The following is a 21,203-nucleotide window of genomic DNA, read 5'->3' as shown; positions in this document are numbered from 1 at the left end:
CGGTTGAGTTAGTATTTTATTGTTCCACGTGGAACAGCGCTAATTTTTCATTTTCTTTGGAGCGCATCAGCGACTCATCTTCTTCTCCTTTGTCCTTATATCCACAATAATGAAGCACACCGTGAACCATTACTCTTCTAAGCTCTTCTTCAAAAGACACTTTAAAATCACTAGCATTATCCTGAACACGCTCTACAGATATAAAAATATCACCTCCTATCTCATTCCCCATCGTGTAATCAAAACTGATAATATCAGTCAGTGTATCATGGTTTAGATATTCAAGATTGATCTTGTGTAAGTATTCGTCATCACAAAAGATGTAGTTTATTTCACCCTCTTTCTTGCCCTCAGATAAAATCACTTCAGATAGCCACTTTGTAATAGCGCCTTCGTTCTCTAAGTTGAACTCGTTTTCGTAATTAAAATTGATCATTTTTTATTAAAATATTCTTGAACCTTGCGGTTAAAATTCGAGCGCAAAGGTAACGATTGTCTGTCTAATATCTCAATGCTATTTAAATAATCTAACAAGGCGTCAGGCAATGGTTTAGATTCATTATTAAACTCTCTACTATTGTTCTTTGATTGTCGCTTATTTTCCTCCCCTTGTTCTTGAACAGCCGTGTTTAATTTCAATAATTCCTGCTTCACATTCAGTATCTTTTGCAGTGTCTCGTTATTAAAACCTTTGTTCAACAACTGCTTCTCAATTTGTTTCATCTGTTCCAAAGCATTCTGACCACTACCACCCAAACCTTGTTTACTCAGTTCTTTTTCTAATGCTTCACGTAGCTGTTTTTGTTCCTTGTAAATTTCTAACAAAACTTGCGCATCACCTTCATCCATACCGCCATCTTGCGAACCTTGTTTTCCACTCTTAGAACCTTGACCCAGCTTTTCCTCTTTTCCACCTCCAGGCTTTTGCCCATTCTTCATCCCCTGCTTCATTTTTTGACCAAGACCCTCTTGCTTTTTAATAATATCTAGCAATTGCATTCCTTGCCCACCATCAGGTTTTGGTTTTCCAGAACCCATGCCAGACAACGATTCTTGCATATTATTCAAAATATCACTCAAGAAATCACCTAGCTTATTAGCGGATGAAACCGCGTACTGCTGGTGTGATAAACCTTTTGGTATTTGCGCATCTGCTAAACTGATTAAGGATTTATCAATGTTATAATGTACATTCCCAATCTCCTTGGTAATGTCTTCTGCAATTTTTGAGTTACGTAAAGACATCGCAAACAAACTATCATCAACATGTTTAAACTGCAGTTTTAGATCTTGCTGTAACTTAATATTCTTATTAAAAGCAGGAGACCCATTTTTCAAACCTCTAAATTGAACCATAACATACTCCTGAGACAATGAAAAAGCTAATAAATTATCTAATATTTGTCGCAACATTTTCACATCTTCTTCCATCTGTTCTTTAGCACTTCCTTCTAAACTTTGCGACATCTTCTTAGACATAGACTTCATCTTATCAGCAGCATTCTTCTGATTTGGTTTTGCCTTTGCTTTGTTCTCTTTTTGAAGTTCGTCAGTCGCTTTCTTTAAATCATTAGCAATACTTTTTTCGGTCGCACTATCATTCGGTAAATCGACTGGTGATTTCAATTTGGCATTATCAATATCCAAGTCTTTTAATTCATCTTGAATAGTATCAAATTCAGAGTTAATCTTTTTTTGTTTATCGGCAGAATTTTCCTTTTCATCCTCAGCCAATTTATTCTGTTTTGCCGCCAACTTATCTAATTTATCCCCTAACTGCTCCGCCTTCTTTTCAACATAATACTTCTTAGTCGATTCTACTAACTGCTCCAAATTCTTTACTTGGTTTCTACTATTCTGTTTAAATTGATCTAATTTATTAAGTAATTCTTCATTCTTTATTTTATCATTAAGCTCCTTTAATTCATCCAAAAGTTTTTGATTCTTTTGCAAATCTTGATCTGCTTTGTCTAAGCGTTTTTTTAACTCTTCCTTTAATTCATCTTTTGGAGTCGTTTTTAACTGATCTAAATTCTCCTTCATTTTCTTCGCAAATTCCTTCATCATCTCATCCTGCTTCTTCTGCTGCTGAATAAAATCTTTTACATTTTGCTGATCTTTGAATTCAAATTGCTCTTTCTCTTTGGCTGTCTTTTGCAATTTATCTATTTCAGAAAATTGCTTATCTTGATTCTTTAACGACTTTTGAAGACTATTAATGTTGTCATTTTGCTTTTGCAACAATTCACTTTTCTTCTCCTCATCGGTTGCAATTCGATTAGAAAACACAGAAGATTTTGAACTTTTAAAACCATGCATTGCATCATTATCAAAAACCTCAAAATAATACTCGTAGGAAACTCCCTGTTCAACTGCTAACCCAGTAGGAAAAGAAAATAAAAATTGCTCGTAACCAGAACTCTTTATTGAAATCGTTCTACGTTTAACAGCGTCTGGTTTATTCTTAGGGTAATACACCACTTGTAATTTTGACAATCCATAATCATCTGTAATTTGTCCCAGAATAAAACTTTTATCCACCTTCAAACTATCCGGAGCATAGTTTGCATCGATACTAGGGAACTGATCCTTAACCACCGTAAGCTGATAATTCAGTTTTTCATGATCTTTCACCTGCTTATTAGAGGTAATTATTTGGTAATCTGTATTTTGACCTATACTTTTAGACAATAAAAAAATGTTTTCTTTCTTTTGAAACGGAAAACGCGTACTTTCATCCGCCCACACTATATCTTCGGTCGCCAAAGAATTAATTCTCCAAGTTACCTTAGTACCTTCAGGGATTACCGCGTTTCCTGTTCCTTTAACTACTTCAGATTTTTTATTCAAATATGATGGGTAATTCAATTGCATCTCAAAGTTTGAAATTGTTGGCACAGCAACCACTTTCAACTTATACTCAGCTGACGAAACAGCGTTTCCTTCTATATGAAACACTACATCCACCATTGGCTTATCGATTTTAAATTGAAACTCACCAAGCTTACTGTTCTCCATAAAATAACTTTCGCCATCAATAAAAATCAATGCGTTTTCAGGAACTACATTTCCTTCCGTTTTAATTCTGAGCAAAAAATCTTTATTCTGTTCACATTGCAAATCGCTATTGACCACTATAAATTTAAAAGGTGCAGGCGGTAAAAACGTATCATTAAAATGCACCACTCGATTTAAACTCTGAGAAATAACAGCACTATTACCGGATAGATAAAAGAATAGAAAAAGTAAAATGGGAACTATTGCAAAAGGTAAATAACTTTTATTAGAGCTAAAATTTATAGCCTTGCCAAAAGGAATTGTTCGCAATGCATTTGCCTTTTGATCGATAGACGCCAAAAGCAATTCAGATGACCGTTCCACTTTATCTGAATTCGATAATTGGAGAAAATTAGTCAACGTATCATTGACATCCGCAAAGTGATTTCCTATAATTTTGGATGCCTGGTCATAGTCAATCCCTTTTTGGAATTTAAACAACTTAAATATTGGAAACAAAATAAAACGAAATAACAGCACTACTTCTACAACAATAAAAGTCCAAAATAAAATAGATCTTCCAATTGGCTGCAGCCAAAGAAAATATTCCACGAACAGCGTGAATAAAAAACACAACAATCCTAAACCGCTAAAAAGTACAATTCCCCTTATCAATTCATTAGTGTAATACTTCCTGATAAATACTTCTAACTTTTGATAAATACTATTTGAAGATTCCAAAGCTTTTATTTGTTTCATATAACCAATAAAAGTAATAATTTATATGAATAAAGAAATGTTAAAAACCATCAATATCAAAAATGTTAAAATTATGTCGTTTTCAAATTCTACAGTTCAGCAATTGAAATTGTATCTTTGCATCAAAATTTATAAAAATGTCGAAGCAAGTTCGTGTGCGTTTTGCACCTAGTCCAACAGGACCTTTACATATTGGCGGAGTGCGTACTGCCCTATTCAATTATTTGTTTGCCAAGAAAAATAATGGTGTTTTCTTTTTACGAATTGAAGATACTGATCAAAATCGTTTTGTTCCAGGTGCCGAAGCGTATATAATGGAAGCATTAGAATGGTTAGGGATTTCTCCTGATGAAACAATAGGAAAAAACGAAAAATTTGGTCCTTACCGTCAAAGCGAAAGAAAACCTTTATATAGAGAATATGCTGACCAATTAATAAACACGGGTTGGGCCTATTATGCTTTTGACACTGCTGAAGCATTAGATACAGCAAGAAAAGAACAAGAAGAACAAGGTAAAACTTTTATTTACAATCACACCAATAGAGAGTTACTAGATACTTCTCTAGTAATTTCTGTTGAAGAAACTGCTAAAAGAATCGCAAATGGTGATGCTTATGTAATCCGTTTTAAAACTCCCGTTGGTGAAACATTGCATTTGCAAGATATCATTCGTGGTGATGTAAAATTTGAAACTAGCTTACTAGATGATAAAGTATTGTTTAAAAGTGATGGAATGCCAACTTACCATTTGGCTAATATTGTAGATGACCATTTAATGGAAACTTCACATGTTATTCGTGGAGAAGAATGGTTGCCGTCTATGCCATTACACGTTTTACTATACAGAGCTTTTGGTTGGGATGCCCCTGAATTTGCACATCTGCCTTTGATTTTAAAACCAATCGGAAATGGAAAATTATCCAAACGAGATGGAGATAAACTAGGATTCCCTGTATTCCCATTAGAATGGAAAACGGAAGAAGCAATTTCATCAGGTTACAGAGAAAAAGGTTTCTTTCCAGAAGCAGTTGTTAACTTCCTAGCCTTATTGGGTTGGAATGATGGAACAGAGAAAGAAATATATACTTTGGAAGAATTAGTCGAAGCTTTTGATTTGAACAGAGTTCACAAAGCGGGTGCTAAATTTGATCCAGAAAAAAACAAATGGTTCAATCACCAATATCTAATCAAACAAGAAGATGCTACTTTGGCGAAAGCCTTCACTCCTATCTTAGAGTCTAAAGGTTTCACTATTGATGAAAATGTACTAATTAAAGTGGTTTCATTAATTAAAGAACGTGCTCATTTTGTATCTGAATTTTGGGATTTGACTGATTTCTTTTTTGTGGCTCCAACTGACTATGATGCCAAAGCATCTAAAAACTGGAAGGAAGAAACACCCGCATTAATGCAGGAATTGATTTCTGTGCTGGAAGAAATAACTGATTTCACATCTACCAATATAGAAACTATTGTAAAAGACTGGATGACGAAAAACGAAATAGGAATGGGAAAAGTGATGCAACCTTTCCGTTTAAGTTTAGTTGGTGCTTTAAAAGGCCCCCACCTATTTGATATTGTTGAAGTCGTTGGAAAAGAAGAAACAATTAGTAGAATACATAAAGCAATTGAAACCTTATAAAAAACTAAAAGCCTCCATATTAACGGAGGCTTTTTTTATAAATATAAGATTATTTTTCCACTGAATATTCCGGGATTTCCCTTAAAATTGACTCCAATACCCTTAGAGTTCAAATTTTCAAGCATGTTATTGATTCCATACTGATACGACATATTAAACCTAAAATGACGTACTCCAGCTGTAATACCAACAGCGGGATAAAAATTGAATTTAGAAATATCAACAATATCCTTTGCTAACAGAGCGGTACCTTTAATTGTATTATTCTCATCTTCAAAATCAAGTTTAAATTTTCCGTTCACTTGGACAATTGGACCAAATTCCACACTTAAATGATTTTCTACAATAATATAACTCAACTGTAATGATATTTGAGCAGAAGCCAGTTTATAATTGACATCTACATCTTGAACATTGAGTTTACTAGTAGCCACTGAAAAATTATTCTCACTAAACTCTAGCGCATAAACCATATCCCAGTTATTATAAAAATTTCCTCTCATAGATAGGCTAGCGTTCCAACCTAAATCAGCCTTTGTTTGAAAATTATCTGTATTTAAAGCAAAATGATTAACCCCGAACGTGATTCCTATCCTATTAGAATCCCTATAGCCATATTGTGCAAAAATCGTGCATCCTACTAAAAATAGAACGGATGTGAAATATAGCTTTTTCATATTCTTGAATTAAAGGTTCACAAACCTAAAGTTTTTTTGTAATTTAACAGTCATTTTTAACCTAAATTATAAATCTTATGAACATTACCTTAATTATCCTTCTTGTTATTGGATTATTTATTCTACTGTCTTCTTTCTTTACGGTAAAGCAGCAAACTTCTGTTATCATAGAACGATTCGGCAGATTTCATAGTGTCAGACAATCAGGACTGCAACTAAAAATTCCACTAATTGACAGAGTTGCGGGAAGGGTAAATCTTAAAATCCAACAACTAGATGTAATTATCGAGACTAAAACTAAAGATAACGTTTTTGTAAAACTTAAAGTTTCGGTTCAATTTATGGTAATTAAAGAAACGGTTTATGATGCCTTTTACAAATTAGAATATGCACATGACCAAATTACTTCTTATGTCTTTGATGTGGTTCGTGCCGAAGTGCCTAAATTAAAACTAGATGATGTTTTTGAAAGAAAAGATGATATCGCCATAGCTGTAAAAAGCGAATTAAATGAAGCGATGACTACTTATGGATATACTATTATCAATACCTTAGTAACTGATATTGATCCAGATATTCAAGTAAAAAATGCTATGAATAGAATTAATGCCGCAGATAGAGAGAAAACTGTCGCTGAATTTGAGGCAGAAGCGTCAAGAATTAGAATTGTAGCCAAAGCCAAGGCAGAAGCGGAAAGCAAACGTCTACAAGGACAAGGTATTGCAGATCAGAGAAGAGAGATTGCTAGAGGATTAGTAGAAAGTGTAGATGTGCTAAATAGAGTTGGAATAAACTCACAAGAAGCTTCTGCATTGATTGTGGTTACACAACATTACGATACTTTACAAGCAATAGGTGCTGATACCAATTCTAATTTAATCTTACTACCTAATTCACCACAAGCAGGTAGCGACATGTTAAACAACATGGTAGCTAGTTTCACTGCTAGTAATATGGTAGGTGAATCAATGAAAAAAGGAAATAGAAAAGCGAAAGCAAAAACTGAACCTACTATCATTCCCATTAAAGATAAAGAGGAAAATGATGAAGACGAAGAAACAGAGGAATAACGTTTTTATTGGTATAACAAAAAAGAGGCTTAGCGGCCTCTTTTTTTATTTATTATCCAATTAATGATTAATGGTACCGCAACATTTAATATGGTCCCATAAGAGCCACTAAAACTTGTCTTAATGGAGCCTAACAAATTGTTTAGTAAATGCTTTGGTGCAATGCTTTCCTTTGTTTTATAGTATCTAAAAACAATTTTTTGATAACTGATTTCTTTTTCAATCTTTAAAATCTCTAGTTCTCTGTCAATTTGAGCGTACGATGAATATTTTATAGTTCCCATAGTTTAGTTTAGTCGTTAAAAAATATTTCTGAAAATTTCTCTAATAGAGGTCCTTCCACTATCTTGTCTCTAACTAAAAATAAAAGCCCCGTAGCAAGAAGATAAATCACTCCAACAATTAAAAATCCAAAAGGAAAACTATCTAAATAATTTCCAAGAGCAAATGCAAGGGCTAAAGAAAGAAATAATAAAACCATACCAAAACATAACAATATCAAAGAAAACTTTAAAATCGTAGTAGCTGATTTCATCGCAATTTTAAAAGTTCGTAACTTATAATAGGCTAGATTACTTTCTATATAAGCTTCCGCTTGGTCTTGAATTTCCTCAACATTTTCTTTTATTTCTTCAAATGCCATATATTATGTATTTTCAAATTTAAAGCTTCGTAATTATTTTTGAAGTTTTGCGTTTTTATCTTTCAATTCTGCTAATTTACTTTCGAGAAAAGTAATTACATCTCCCGTTTTATGACTCATACTTGAAAGCAAATCATCATAGCTACCCTCAAAATCAAATTTCTTAGTTGATAATTTTGTTTTTACCTCCTCAGAAAGTTCTTCATACTTTTTTTGTAAATCTTTTTGAGCATCTTTGTAACCGTCTTTAATTTTTACTCTTGTTCTTGAACCTTTATCCGGAGCAAATAAAATTCCAACACCAGCTCCAATAGCTGCACCAGTTAAAATTGCTAAAATCGTATTTCCAGTATTCTTTGACATAATTTTTAGTATTTGATTAATAATATTATAAAGATACAAATTTTATTAACAGTGTGATGTTAACAATAACTAAAAGTGATTCCGAAAAGGGGAAAAACTTAAATAAAGCTTACTATTGAAAGAAAACTATATAAGTTATACTCTTGAATATATAAGAATTAAAAATAGCTTAATCACTCGCTGTGAAAGTCATTTCTAATATAAAAAATCAATTATATAAATAAAACTGATAGATTTTTACAATAATAAAAATAGCACCTTAAAAAAGGTGCTATTAATTGATAATATCTATTATTCCAAAAAAAATGAACTTACAGCTTTAAATCTTTTAATACATCTATAACTTTTTCATTTTTCTCTGTACTGTCTAATTCCGAAAGTTGATTTTGAAATTCATTAAAATTATCAACATCCGATTTTAAATTCTGAATTGCTAAAATTCTTACAGCGGCCAATTGACTTTTTAAAGACATCGTGTATAATTTAGTCAGAACCTCTTTTTCAATATCTTTTGGTTGCACTTTATCAGAATGCAGTAAAATTAAATTAGCAAACAATAAAGAGTTATTGTCATTTTTAACATTTTTAGCAACTGTCTGATTGATGAGGCTGAAATTATCAATACTTTGTATATTAGCAACGATATTTTCCAAAATCAAATCACCATTCGAAGCGTCTTTTTCCTTAACATATTTATTGATTTCTTTTTGAGTATTCATCAATAAATTAGCTTCCTTTTTTCCTTTCTCTTCCCAAGCATCTTTTAGACCAACCGTTTTATTAAAAATCAGTTTACCTTCGGCACTGTCTTTATCTGTATTGAAATAACCCAAACGTTGGAACTGAAATTTATCTCCAGCTATACTGGAAGCTAAGCTTGGCTCCACAAAACCTTTCACTATTTCAAGCGAATTAGAATTCATAAATTCTAAAAAGTTCTTTTCCTTATGACTGTCTGGTGCTTCATCAATAAACAAACGATCGTATAAACGGACTTCAGCTTCAATGGCATGTTTTATAGAAACCCAATGCAAAGTTCCTGCCACCTTTCGTTGTGAAGCTTCACTCCCACTACCGCTTCGGCTGTCTTCATCATAAGTAACATGAATTTCGGTAATAGTACCTTCACTGTCTTTTACAACACTTTCTCCTTTAATGATATACGCATTTTTAAGACGCACTTCATTTCCTATACTTAAACGGAAAAATTTAGCTGGAGCCACTTCTAGAAAATCTTCTCTTTCTATATATAATTCTCGAGAGAAAGGCAATTTTCTAAAACCTGCAGCATCATCTTCTTGATTATTTTCAGCGTCTAATGACTCTTCTTTATCTTCAGGATAATTAGTAATTACCAATTTTACTGGATCTAAAACTGCCATTACTCTAGGTGCTGTTTTATTTAAATCTTCCCTTAGGCAAAATTCCAAGAGCGATACGTCAATCACATTCTCACGCTTTGCAACACCAATGATATCACAAAACTTACGAATAGAAGCAGGAGTGTACCCTCTTCTTCTTAATCCAGAAATAGTTGGCATTCTAGGATCATCCCATCCATTAACAATTTTTTCCTGCACTAATTGCAACAACTTTCGCTTGCTCATAACCGTATAATTAAGGTTCAAACGAGCAAATTCATATTGATGTGGTCTTACTTTATCTTTATCACAAATTTGGTCCAAAAACCAATCGTATAACTCACGATGCATCACAAACTCAAGCGTACAGATCGAATGCGAAACTTGCTCCACATAATCACTTTCGCCATGAGCGAAATCATACATCGGATAAATTTTCCAATCATTTCCTGTTCTATGATGATGACGGTGTAAAACACGGTACATTAAAGGATCCCGCATCAACATATTTTTTGATGACATGTCAATTTTAGCACGTAAAACATGGCTCCCTTCTGGGTAATCTCCATTTTTCATTGCTTCAAATAAAGCCAAATTATCAGCTACAGAACGATTTCTATAAGGACCATCCACTCCAGGTTGAGTAGGTGTTCCTTTTTGAATAGCCATATCCTCAGAAGATTGACTATCTACATAAGCTTTGTTATTTTTAATCATTTCAACCGCCCAATCGTACAGCTGCTGAAAGTAATCTGAAGAATAGCGTTCTTCAGTCCAATTAAATCCCAACCATAATAAATCTTCTTTGATGGCATCAACATATTCCTGCTCTTCTTTAGCTGGATTCGTATCGTCAAAACGAAGATTAACTGGGGCATTGTACTTTAATCCTAAACCAAAATTCAGACAAATTGATTTAGCGTGACCAATATGTAAATAACCGTTTGGTTCCGGCGGAAAACGAAAACGTAGTTCATCCTTTGGAAAACCGTTACTTAAGCTTTCTTCTATAATCTGTTCTATAAAATGAAGTGATTTTTCTTCTGTAGACATAATGTTTTATTAAAGAAGCAAAGTTACCAAAATTGTTGGTTAAATAGCGAATGCAGGATTTGGTTATTTCTTTTTAAGCCAATAAAATTCAAATAATTCGTACTTTTATAAAAAATTAAACAAACTAATTAAAGACGATACTCAAAATGGGGACTATTAAATTAAAAAATATACGCACCTACTCCTATCATGGTTGCCTGATCGAAGAAGGAAAAATTGGTTCCGACTACTCGATTGACCTTGAAATAAAAACCGACTTACGAAAATCTTGCCAGTCGGACGACTTGAAGGATACCGTTGATTATGTATTATTAAATACTATTGTAGTCGAAGAAATGGAAATTCGCTCTCATTTACTAGAACATGTAGCACAAAGAATAATTACTCGTGTTTTTGGAGAAATTCCAGAAATATCAAGAATACTCTTGGCTGTTTCTAAATTAAACCCTCCTATTGGTGGTGATGTCGAAGCGGTTACTGTTGAACTAGAAAAATACAGAAGCTAAACACTTTGGCAATAGAGTAAATTTAAAAGTACTTTAAAAAGGATAAAGTAAATATTTTTTAAAACTTTTAAACTTTAAACTTTTAAACTCTAAACTTTTTAAGTACTTTTGCCATCCATTCAACAAATGGCGTCGTGGCCGAGTGGCTAGGCTGGGCTCTGCAAAAGCTCCTACTGCGGTTCGAATCCGCACGATGCCTCTAAAACCTTCAAAGAAATTTGAAGGTTTTTTTTATGTTTAATTTTTAGAAAAAATGATATAAAGCAAAGGTTCGAATCCGAATGATGAAACTAAAACCTTCAAAGAAACTTGCAGGTTTTTTTTATCCTAAACTCACAAAAGCACTTCATATAGCCTTACTAGAACTACTCAATTAATAACAAAAATTTTAGATATTACCTTCATATCAAGTTTATGTTTAAAAAATTGAACATAAAAAAAACCGCTCAACTAGAGCGGTTTTAAGATATAAAGTAAAAAATTTAATTTTCTTTCTCTATTTTCTGAAATGCATTTTTTACCATTTCTTTTTCTTTTGGAAACCAACCTTGTGTTATCAAAACCAATCCAAAAACCATTAGAACAATACTTATTCCTTTTTTAATTTTTAAGATATTTGTTGGAGTCATTTTTGTTTTTAACTGTTTAGCTAAAAGTATTTTAACACAATCAACTAATAAATAAGTAATAATTACTGCACTAAAAAAAGTAAACATTCTCGAGGTTTGCATATCTAATTTTGGTCCTACCGAAATGATTATTGCTAACCAAAATCCCAGCACTCCAATATTAATAATGTTCAAGAAAAATCCCTTAATAAAAAGACTAAAATAGTCTCTTTTTATGATTTCATTATCAATTTGTTTAGTGTCTATCTTTTTTTCTTTTCGTAAACTCACAAAAGAAATTATACCATAGGCTAACATCAGCATCCCTCCAAAGATAAAGAGAGCCGGTTTGTCTTTTAAAGATTGAATTAACCTATAACTACCCAAGTATGCAATACCTATAAATACGATATCACCTAAAATAACACCTAAATCAAAAACTATTGCAGCCCTAAAACCTTTTATAATACTTGTTTCAAGTAAAATAAAAAATACCGGACCTATCATAAAACTTAAGAAAACTCCCCAAGGAATTCCGGATAAAATATCGTTTATCATTAAAATTTATAACTATAGATTATTTTTTCTCTACGATGGTTCCACCAAACAATGTTTCTTTATTGATTTGTTTTGGACTTCCATAAATGTAAATAGAGCCTCCTGCTCTAACTTTTGCGTCAACAAGGGTAGTAGCATATATTTCGGCAGTTCCCCCCGCAGAAACGCTTGTAGTCGTTTGTGAGGTATGTAAATCCTTTGAATTCAAAACACCACCTGACATCAACACAACGTCCTGATTTAACGCTTTACCAGACAATTCAATGATTCCACCTGTTACCGCTTTTACATTTACTTTTTGGACATCGATATCGATATTGATCTCTGCCCCTTCACGAGCATTTAAATCCATGATCGTAGCTTTAAATTTATCGTCACTTGCAACATAAGAACCTTCGCTGGCTGATATTGATTCTATATCTTTAAAATACAATTTAATCGTAATATCATCTCCAGATAATAATTTAGGAAATGGCATTCTTATTTTCAACTCACCGTTTCTATTAACAAATTCCACTTCACCTTCCCTATTTCCAGTAATTACTGCTCGATTTTCTGAAGATGAAATTAGTATAACTTTCAGTTTATCAAATACTTTGATATCGCTAAAATCACCTAAGCTTTTCGTTACCTGACCAAAACTCATTTGGGTAACAATAACAAATGTTATAATCAATAATTTTTTCATTTTTTTTATTTTATTGGTTCTTCAATTCTTCTTAAAAAATTAAAATCAAGTTGTTTTTTAACAAGATCCGCATTTTTAACTTTAACGTAAATTTCGTCACCTAATTGCAATAACTTGTGTGAACTTGCTCCCACGAGTGCATATTGTTTCTCATCAAAAGAATAATAATCATCTTTTATGTCTCGAATTCGAACCATCCCTTCACATTTATTTTCAATGATTTCTACAAAAATTCCCCATTCAGTAACACCAGAAATAACTCCCAAAAATTCTTGATCTTTATGATCCTGCATGTATTTAACCTGCATGTATTTGATAGAATCTCTCTCTGCACTAGTTGCTAATCCTTCCATAGTGGAAGAATGTAAACATTTAGCTTCATAGATTTCTTCATCCACGGACTTTCCACCATCTAAATAATGCTGTAGCAAACGGTGTACCATAACGTCAGGATAACGACGTATCGGTGATGTAAAATGAGAATAATAATCAAATGCTAATCCGTAATGACCTATGTTATCAGTAGAATATTTTGCTTTACTCATCGTTCTAATGGTCAAAGTATCTACTAAATTCTGTTCTTTAGTTCCTACAACTTCACTTAATAAACTATTCAATGATTTTGAAATATCATCTTTACTTCTTAAATCTATTTTATAACCAAATTTTGCGATCACCGTTTGTAATGCAATTAATTTATCTGCATTAGGCTCATCGTGAATTCTATAAATAAATGTTTTCTTTTGTTTACCAATAAACTCAGCTACTTTTTTATTAGCCAAAAGCATAAATTCTTCAATCAAATGATTTGCGTCTTTTGATACTTTAAAATAAACTCCTTCTGGTTCTCCTTCTTCATTTAAGTTGAATTTTACTTCTACTTTATCAAAAGAAATTGCTCCATCATTCATTCTTTTTCTTCTAAAAATCTTAGCTAATTCATCCATTTTTAAAGTAGCAGCAACAATTTCATCAGAAACAACATAAGAACTTCCAGTTATCGAAATTTCTTCTGGTATTGTATTGTCTTTAGTTTCTATGATATATTGTGCTTCTTCATAAGCAAAACGCTGATCAGAATAAATTACTGTTCTTCCAAACCATTGATCTACTACTTCACATTTATCTGTTATTTCAAAAACAGCCGAGAAAGTATATTTTTCTTCATTTGGACGCAATGAACAAGCAAAATTAGATAAAACCTCTGGCAACATAGGTACTACCCTATCCACTAAATAAACAGAGGTAGCTCGTTGATAAGCTTCATCATCAAGAATAGTTCCTTCTTCAAGATAATAGGAAACATCAGCAATGTGAATTCCTATTTCGTAATTTCCATTTTCTAATTTTTTGAATGATAAGGCATCATCAAAATCTTTAGCATCTTTTGGATCAATCGTAAAAGTCAAAGTATCACGCATATCTCTACGATTAGCGATTTCACTTTCAGTTATCGATGTATCAATTTTTTGGGCAAAGGTTTCTACTTCAATTGGAAACTCAGATGGTAAACCGTATTCAGCTAAAATAGCGTGAATCTCAGTATCGTGTTCTCCTGGTTTTCCTAATACTTTAATAACCGCTCCAAAAGGACTGTCTGCTCTTGAAGGCCAGTCTTCGATATGAACTAATACCACATCTCCTTGCTCTGCCTCTCCAATTTTGTCTTTTGGAATAAAAATATCCGTATACATTTTTGGATTGGCTGTAGAAACAAAAGAAAAATTCTTCTGAATATCAATTACCCCTACAAAGTCAGTTTTATATCTTTCTATTACCTCAATAACTTCACCCTCAGGTCTTTTACCTTTTCTTCGGTTATAAACATATACTTTTACAATATCTTTATCTAAGGCATGGTTTAAATTATTGGTTGGAATAAATACATCCTCCTCTAATTCAGCACAAACAAAATAGGCTGTTTTTCTACCGGTCATGTCAATCTTACCTTCGTAATACTCTTTGCTTTCTGCTTTTATTAAATATTTTCCAGGTTCTGATTCAATAATTTTATTTTGACTTGCAAGTATCTTTAAATCTTTTATTATTTGGTTTCTACTTTGTGTATCGTCAAGCTCTAGCTTTGCTCCTATTTGTTTATAATTGAATGCTTTATTAGCACTTTGCGATAATATTTTTATAATTTGTTCAGAGAAATCTTTCTCTTTCTTTACCGGCTTTCTTATTCTTTTACTCATAAATCTTTTCTTAAAAGTCGAAAATTACGAAATAGTTACGCAGTTATGAAGAAAAAGAGGCAGTTTTAAAGAAAATATAACTTTACAGAATAGTTGTATCTTTATGAAAACAATAAAAATGGAAGCATTTATAACCATCGCTATTTTTGATTACATCCATGAAATAGAAATTCTAAAGCATCGATTAGATCAGGAAGGTTTACAGTATTATTTTCAGAATGAATTAATGTCATCAATTGTTCCAATGTACTCAACTGCTCTTGGAGGAATCAAACTTAAAATTCATCCTAATGACTTTGCAAGCGTAAAAGCAATTTTACAAGAAATGAAGTACGATAACAATTTAAAAATAGTTTAATTTTTCTTTGAAGTTGTCAACACATATATAATACAACAAAAAAAAAAATTAATTTAAATTATTTATTAATGGGTATTATAGCTTGTTAATAGTGGCTATAAATATCTTAAAAAAAGTATTGAAACCAAGTTGTAGAACTTTATTCTGAGTTATTAACAATGCTATAGTTACTTAAATAGTTAGTTTTAAAGAGTTTTTAGATTTTAATTAACAACGGTTGATAAACTAAAATCATTTGAATTTGTAAATAAGTATTTTTAAAATTTTTGTTAATAAAGTACTTTTTAATAGTGATAACTATTCTAAAAATTAACCAAAGTAAATTAGGATTTCTAATGTGGGTTTTTGATTACTTATTTTTTTAATACTACAGAAAAATAGTTCTAATATTCTATCTCAAGTTATCAACAATCAATGTTAATTTAAAGTTAACTGAATATCAAGCAATTGCGTTTTGCTATTAACAATGGCTATTTTTAACAAAATTTATTCAAATTATTTGTTGATTATCAAGGTTTTATGTAATAATCGCAATTGTTGATAACTACTAAACTATCTAGTAATCTGTACATTACAATACAGTAAACAACCGAAGCTAAAATCCACTTTTCTTTTTTAACAAATAAAGAATTCCATACTTTAATAATACAAAATTGTTTTGGTAAATTTGCACGACACAACTTAATAGAAATAAAATGAAAATCGCAATTGGAAATGACCATGCTGGTCCAGAATATAAAAAAGCCATTGTTGACATGCTTAAAGCAAAAGGATACGAGGTAACAAATTATGGAACGGATTCAACTGATAGTGTAGATTATCCTGATTTTGGGCACGCTGTTGCAAAAGATGTAGCTGAAGGAAAAGTTGATTTTGGAATTGTTATTTGCGGAAGCGGTAATGGAATTGCCATGAGCGCTAACAAACATGCTAAAGTACGTGCTGCTTTATGTTGGATGAAAGAGATAGCGGTTTTAGCACGTCAACACAATGATGCTAATATTATTAGTATTCCAGCTCGATATACATCTATTCCACAAGCAGTAGAGATGGTAGATACTTTTTTGAATACTGCATTTGAAGGTGGAAGACACAAAACTAGAGTCGATAAAATTGCTTGTTGCTAATTTTTGAAATCGAGGTGCTTCACACCAAATAATTATATCTAGCCTATTTATTTTTAAATGAATAGGCTTTTTTTTAGAACAAAATTTACAACCTAAAATTCTTATCGTTTCCAGTAATTGATTTCCTATCGCTAGTTTTTATGAGATTACAAGGTCTAACTATTTTGATTTTTTCCGTTCAAATAAAACCACCCGCAAAGGATTATAGCTTGTATTATGACAATAGTCCAAAACTTTAATAAATAGCTTCTTTTAGCCGTTTTATGTCTAAAAAACAACATAGCAATTCCGCTTCCTATAGTACCTCCAAAAGCTACAAAGCTCAAAAGCATTTTTTCGGAGATTCTTCTTTTATGGACTTTCGCTAAATATTTATCGTACGCGATTACTATAAAAGCAATTACATTTAAAATAAGAAATAGGTAGAATAAAATAATCATTTAACTCAATTTAAGTTTCAAAGATATTATTTTAGCTGTTCGAAAAAAACTAAAATGACTAACATACAATTCATATCAAAAGTAGTTGCTACAGCAGCAATTAACATTCAAAAAACCGTGCAATTATTACAAGAAGATTGTACGATTCCGTTTATTTCTAGATATAGAAAAGATACTACAGGAAATCTTGACGAAGTTCAAATTGAAAACATAGCCAAACTTCAAAAAGAGTATGAAGTCATTGTGAAACGCAAAGAAGCCATTTTAAAAGCTATTACGGAACAAGGAGCTATGAACGAAGGGTTGTTTGCTAAAATCGACAAAAGTTTTGATTTACAAGAACTAGAAGATTTCTACTTGCCTTATAAAAAGAAGAAAAAAACCAAGGCTGATGTTGCTCGTGAAAACGGACTAGAACCTTTGGCTAAAATCATCATGGCTCAAAATAATGATGATGTCGATTTTATTTCGACAAAATATTTAAACGATAATGTTATCAACGAAGACGCAGCATTGCAAGGAGCACGTGATATTGTAGCCGAATGGATTAATGAGAATATTTATGTTAGAAAGCAATTGCGACGTTTGTACGAACGTAAAGCAACGATAACAACTAAGGTGGTAAAAACTAAAAAAGACGACGAAGTAGCCCAAAAATTCAACCAATATTTTGATTGGTCAGAGCCATTGACCAAAGCACCTTCACACCGCTTAATGGCCATGTTGCGCGCCGAAAACGAAGGGTTTATCAAGTTTAAAGTCGAAGTGGATGTCGATGAAGCCTATGATATTATTGATGCATTAGTTTTAAAAGGGCAAAATAAAACAACTTCTCATGTGCAACTTGCTATTGAAGACAGTTACAAACGATTGTTGAATCCAGCTATTTCAAATGAAGCTTTGCAAGAAGCAAAAGCCAAGGCTGATGCCAATTCGATTCAGGTATTTGCAAATAATTTAGGGCAATTGTTGCTGGCGCCACCATTAGGTGAAAAACGTATTTTGGCCATCGATCCGGGATTTAGAAGCGGTTGTAAAGTGGTTTGTTTAGATGAAAAAGGAGATTTATTGTACAACGAGAATATTTATCCGCATGCACCACAGAACGAAACGGCCATGGCAATGAAAAAAATAAAATCGATGGTGAATTCCTATAAAATCGACGCTATTTCCATAGGAAACGGAACTGCTTCCCGCGAAACTGAATTTTTCATCAAGAAAATAGCTTTTGATAAACCGGTACAAGTTTTCATCGTTTCTGAGGCAGGAGCTTCGGTATATTCGGCTTCAAAAATTGCCCGTGAAGAATTTCCAAATTACGATGTAACCGTACGTGGTTCGGTTTCTATCGGGAGACGACTTTCAGACCCGTTGGCAGAGTTGGTTAAAATTGACCCGAAAGCGATTGGAGTCGGTCAATACCAACATGATGTGGATCAAAGCAAATTAAAAGAAGAATTAGACAATACGGTAATTCGGTGCGTGAATTCGGTGGGGATAAACATCAACACGGCTAGTAAACATTTATTAAGTTATGTAAGTGGAATAGGAGAGAAGCTGGCGGAAAATATTGTGAACTACCGCTCAGAAAATGGGCCTTTTGAAAATAGAAAACAATTGAAAAAAGTGCCTCGTTTGGGAGAAAAAGCATATCAACAAGGGGTTGCTTTTATCCGAATTTCGAATGCTAAAAATCCGTTGGATAATTCAGCTGTTCATCCAGAAGCGTACGGAATTGTGGAGAAAATGGCCAAAGATTTAAAATTGACAGTCAATGATTTAATTGCCAACAAGGAAAAAACGGCCTTAATAAAACCGGAGAATTATATCACTCCAGAAATTGGATTGTTAACCTTGAAAGATATTATCAAAGAGCTTGAAAAACCAGGATTAGACCCAAGAAAATCAGCCAAAGTATTTGAATTTGACCCAAATGTAAAAACGATAAAAGATGTAAAATCCGGAATGATATTACCAGGAATTGTGAATAACATCACCAATTTTGGTTGTTTTGTTGATATTGGAGTCAAAGAAAGCGGCTTAGTTCACATCTCGCAGCTCAAAGCAGGCTTTGTAAGTGATGTAAACGAAGTGGTGAAGTTACACCAACATGTAGAGGTAAAAGTTACGGAGGTAGATGAAGATAGAAAGAGAATTCAGTTGACGATGATACTTTAAGCAATACGCAAATTCGACAGTATCATTTGCCGAAAGGCAATAAACAACGAAGACTAGAATTTCCATAAAAAAACCATCTTTTTTTAAAGATGGTTTTTTATTTGAGTATGAGGAGATATTATTTCAGCTTACAAAAAGAGCATTAAAAGTGTTAATACGATTCCTGCTGCAGTAAAGTACATTCCTTTTTTAAATATAGTTGTTTTAGGTAAAAACATCCAAAATGTAGAAATAACAAAGAAAAGCAAGGATAAACCAAAAAACACATTCAAAAAGAATAGTGGTTCGCCTGTTTTTGCTTTATGCAAATGATTCATTTTTTCGATTATTAGAGGCTGACTAGTAGTTGTATAGTCGGTTACTCCGGTTTTTTTATTATATGTTCCCTCTTTAAAGAAAATGACATCACCTTCTTCACGCTCTGATTTAAATTTTCTAAGATGTAATGCTTTCCCTATATCTTCTCCACTTAAATTGGTTGCTATAGTTTTAACAATATTCTTTTCTTGTTTTAAAAACGAAGTTTCTCTAAAAATTAATAAGATACCACTTATCGAATATACAGCCATAATCCCCGCAAGGAAAAATCCTAAATAACGGTGAATGATACGCATGTTATTACTCAGTTTGTTTTTTTTCGCCATTTTTATTTCAATTGTTTGTAATGATTTTTTAATTTTTTTTGGCGATAAAAGTAGACAATCTAGATTATGTCTTTATATAACTAAGAAAACTTTAAGAAATACTATTGGGTTACCTACTGTATATTTTAGGTATTTGTAATAATTGAGTATCGTATTCCTGAAAAGATAGTCTGTATTATTTAATAGAAAGGGGTAAATGAAAAGCAACTAATTTAGGGATACTGATAGTTTTCTCTCAAAAAAAATAGCTACAATTTAGCCAACGCAAATTGGTGGTAGTGTAACCAACAATGACTCCTAGTTTAAATTTTTAAAAACAGGAAGAAAACTACATTATTCTTAAACATAAAAAATCCCAAATTCTAATAATACATTAGAGTTTGGGATTCAAATAAGAAAAGATATTTCTTATTTAGTTTCTTCTTTGCTGTCTTCTTTTTTATCAGTTGAATGCTCTTCTTTAGCGGCATTTTTAAATTCTTTAATTCCGCTTCCTAATCCTTTCATTAATTCTGGAATTTTTTTACCTCCAAAAAGTAATAAAACAACTGCTAATATAACTAGGATTTCTGTAACACCAAATCTTCCCATGATTGAATATTTTATTGCCGAAGCAAATTTTTAATAAATGTAGCTACAAAGGTAAATAGAATAACTTAATAAGAATCCAATTTAACTATTATTTAATTAAGTTAAGGTTAAAAATGTATTAAAATTAATTCATTGGTATGATTTAAGTCGAAGTAAGTGACCAAAGTACTTTCGTTGACATTAATTATTATATTTGTAACATAAAGAAAAAGTATGTCAGGAAAAAGATTGAAAAGGAAAAAACTTCACCGTAAATTATTCACTAAAAACCGTTTGGTTATTTTGAATGAGGATACTTTTGAAGAGATATTTTCTTTAAAATTAAACTTAATGAATGTTTTTGTTGTGGCCACTATTGGTGCCATTTTTTTGATTTTAGTCACTACTTTTATAATAGCTTTTACCCCCTTAAGAGAATTTATTCCGGGGTATTCTTCTTCAAAATTAAAAAGAGACGCGACTGAATTAGCCTTAAAATCAGATTCATTAACCACCGCACTGAAGGAAAATGAAGCCTATATTCAATCCATTCAAAAAGTACTTAACGGAGAATTAGATTATGCAAAATTCAATAAGGATTCCATTCTTGCGTCTAGCGCAGAAGTAGTGCCACAACTAAAATTATCGGCATCAGAAGAAGAATTGGAACTCAGAAAAGAAGTAGAAAAAGAAGAGAAGAAACGCCAACCAGCGACTCCGAAGGGTGGTAGTAAAAACTCAAAATAATATAGACTTCCTGCC

At 32.2% G+C, this 21,203-nt stretch carries 20 protein-coding genes and 1 tRNA gene; 8 read left to right on the top strand and 13 right to left on the bottom strand.

Annotation, left to right across the window (positions count from 1 at the left end; translation table 11 throughout):
• Positions 1-16: 16 nt before the first annotated feature.
• Together ybeY and QO200_RS06705 are read right to left on the bottom strand one after the other, a co-directional pair.
• Positions 17-436 (bottom strand): rRNA maturation RNase YbeY, encoded by a 420-nt coding sequence (gene ybeY / locus QO200_RS06710; protein WP_371538006.1) that lies wholly within the window; start codon positions 434-436, stop codon positions 17-19.
• The gene (locus tag QO200_RS06705) at positions 433-3,756 is read right to left on the bottom strand and encodes a hypothetical protein (protein ID WP_371538002.1); all 3,324 of its coding nucleotides are present in this window, start codon (positions 3,754-3,756) and stop codon (positions 433-435) included. Before QO200_RS06705 ends, ybeY begins: the two co-directional genes overlap by 4 nt.
• A 137-nt stretch (positions 3,757-3,893) precedes the next feature.
• Here QO200_RS06705 and gltX point away from each other — a divergent pair, with 137 nt between their 5' ends.
• Positions 3,894-5,399, top strand: a complete 1,506-nt coding sequence (gene gltX / locus QO200_RS06700) for a glutamate--tRNA ligase (protein ID WP_371537999.1) — start codon at positions 3,894-3,896, stop codon at positions 5,397-5,399.
• Positions 5,400-5,434: 35 nt separating this feature from the next.
• On the opposite strand, the gene QO200_RS06695 is transcribed toward gltX, so the two are convergent.
• Positions 5,435-6,076: a PorT family protein gene (locus tag QO200_RS06695; protein ID WP_371537996.1), complete on the bottom strand. Its 642-nt coding sequence runs from the start codon at positions 6,074-6,076 to the stop codon at positions 5,435-5,437.
• Between the two features lie 77 nt (positions 6,077-6,153).
• On the opposite strand from QO200_RS06695, the gene QO200_RS06690 reads away from it, so the two are divergent.
• On the top strand, positions 6,154-7,146 hold the full coding sequence (locus QO200_RS06690) for an SPFH domain-containing protein (RefSeq protein ID WP_371537992.1): 993 nt from the start codon (positions 6,154-6,156) through the stop codon (positions 7,144-7,146).
• A gap of 29 nt (positions 7,147-7,175) precedes the next feature.
• Here QO200_RS06690 and QO200_RS06685 read toward each other — a convergent pair whose 3' ends face one another.
• The 4 genes from QO200_RS06685 to QO200_RS06670 form a co-directional block, all read right to left on the bottom strand.
• Positions 7,176-7,430, bottom strand: coding sequence for a DUF6327 family protein (locus tag QO200_RS06685; protein ID WP_371537989.1), 255 nt, complete (start codon positions 7,428-7,430; stop codon positions 7,176-7,178).
• 8 nt (positions 7,431-7,438) lie between these two features.
• Positions 7,439-7,789 (bottom strand): phage holin family protein, encoded by a 351-nt coding sequence (locus tag QO200_RS06680; protein WP_371537986.1) that lies wholly within the window; start codon positions 7,787-7,789, stop codon positions 7,439-7,441.
• 33 nt (positions 7,790-7,822) lie between these two features.
• The gene (locus QO200_RS06675) at positions 7,823-8,152 is read right to left on the bottom strand and encodes a YtxH domain-containing protein (protein ID WP_371537983.1); all 330 of its coding nucleotides are present in this window, start codon (positions 8,150-8,152) and stop codon (positions 7,823-7,825) included.
• Positions 8,153-8,463: 311 nt separating this feature from the next.
• Positions 8,464-10,566 carry a glutamine--tRNA ligase/YqeY domain fusion protein gene (locus QO200_RS06670; RefSeq protein ID WP_371537980.1) on the bottom strand — a complete coding sequence of 701 codons (2,103 nt, stop codon included), beginning with the start codon at positions 10,564-10,566 and terminating at the stop codon, positions 8,464-8,466.
• A 146-nt stretch (positions 10,567-10,712) separates the two neighbouring features.
• Here QO200_RS06670 and folB point away from each other — a divergent pair, with 146 nt between their 5' ends.
• Positions 10,713-11,072, top strand: a complete 360-nt coding sequence (gene folB / locus QO200_RS06665; protein WP_371537977.1) for a dihydroneopterin aldolase — start codon at positions 10,713-10,715, stop codon at positions 11,070-11,072.
• A gap of 128 nt (positions 11,073-11,200) precedes the next feature.
• A tRNA-Cys gene (locus QO200_RS06660) sits at positions 11,201-11,271 on the top strand.
• 283 nt (positions 11,272-11,554) lie between these two features.
• Here the strand turns inward: QO200_RS06660 and QO200_RS06655 are convergent.
• The 3 genes from QO200_RS06655 to rnr are packed head-to-tail and all read right to left on the bottom strand — an operon-like array spanning position 11,555 to position 15,124.
• On the bottom strand, positions 11,555-12,238 hold the full coding sequence (locus tag QO200_RS06655) for a LysE family translocator (protein WP_371537974.1): 684 nt from the start codon (positions 12,236-12,238) through the stop codon (positions 11,555-11,557).
• Positions 12,239-12,257: 19 nt separating this feature from the next.
• Complete coding sequence (locus QO200_RS06650; RefSeq protein WP_371537972.1) at positions 12,258-12,926, bottom strand: head GIN domain-containing protein; 669 nt, start codon at positions 12,924-12,926, stop codon at positions 12,258-12,260.
• A 5-nt stretch (positions 12,927-12,931) separates the two neighbouring features.
• The gene (gene rnr / locus QO200_RS06645) at positions 12,932-15,124 is read right to left on the bottom strand and encodes a ribonuclease R (RefSeq protein ID WP_371537969.1); all 2,193 of its coding nucleotides are present in this window, start codon (positions 15,122-15,124) and stop codon (positions 12,932-12,934) included.
• A 118-nt stretch (positions 15,125-15,242) separates the two neighbouring features.
• On the opposite strand from rnr, the gene QO200_RS06640 reads away from it, so the two are divergent.
• The gene (locus QO200_RS06640; RefSeq protein WP_074721113.1) at positions 15,243-15,482 is read left to right on the top strand and encodes a hypothetical protein; all 240 of its coding nucleotides are present in this window, start codon (positions 15,243-15,245) and stop codon (positions 15,480-15,482) included.
• Between the two features lie 695 nt (positions 15,483-16,177).
• Positions 16,178-16,609, top strand: coding sequence for a ribose 5-phosphate isomerase B (gene rpiB / locus QO200_RS06635; RefSeq protein WP_371537966.1), 432 nt, complete (start codon positions 16,178-16,180; stop codon positions 16,607-16,609).
• Positions 16,610-16,764: 155 nt separating this feature from the next.
• On the opposite strand, the gene QO200_RS06630 is transcribed toward rpiB, so the two are convergent.
• Positions 16,765-17,049 (bottom strand): DUF1294 domain-containing protein, encoded by a 285-nt coding sequence (locus tag QO200_RS06630; protein ID WP_371537963.1) that lies wholly within the window; start codon positions 17,047-17,049, stop codon positions 16,765-16,767.
• A 54-nt stretch (positions 17,050-17,103) separates the two neighbouring features.
• Here QO200_RS06630 and QO200_RS06625 point away from each other — a divergent pair, with 54 nt between their 5' ends.
• Positions 17,104-19,227 carry a Tex family protein gene (locus tag QO200_RS06625; RefSeq protein WP_371537959.1) on the top strand — a complete coding sequence of 708 codons (2,124 nt, stop codon included), beginning with the start codon at positions 17,104-17,106 and terminating at the stop codon, positions 19,225-19,227.
• A gap of 128 nt (positions 19,228-19,355) precedes the next feature.
• Here QO200_RS06625 and QO200_RS06620 read toward each other — a convergent pair whose 3' ends face one another.
• Entirely contained in the window at positions 19,356-19,871 is a 516-nt protein-coding gene (locus QO200_RS06620; RefSeq protein WP_371537956.1) for a hypothetical protein, read from the bottom strand.
• A gap of 408 nt (positions 19,872-20,279) precedes the next feature.
• Positions 20,280-20,462: a twin-arginine translocase TatA/TatE family subunit gene (locus QO200_RS06615; RefSeq protein ID WP_371537953.1), complete on the bottom strand. Its 183-nt coding sequence runs from the start codon at positions 20,460-20,462 to the stop codon at positions 20,280-20,282.
• 213 nt (positions 20,463-20,675) lie between these two features.
• Between QO200_RS06615 and QO200_RS06610 the strand changes: the two genes are divergently transcribed.
• Positions 20,676-21,188 (top strand): peptidase, encoded by a 513-nt coding sequence (locus QO200_RS06610; RefSeq protein WP_371537951.1) that lies wholly within the window; start codon positions 20,676-20,678, stop codon positions 21,186-21,188.
• Positions 21,189-21,203 lie beyond the last annotated feature (15 nt).

Source organism: Flavobacterium sp. Arc3, from assembly GCF_041431375.1.
Lineage (GTDB): Bacteria > Bacteroidota > Bacteroidia > Flavobacteriales > Flavobacteriaceae > Flavobacterium.
The sequence above is the reverse complement of the archived record's forward strand: the minus strand, read 5'-3'. Positions and strand labels throughout refer to the sequence as shown.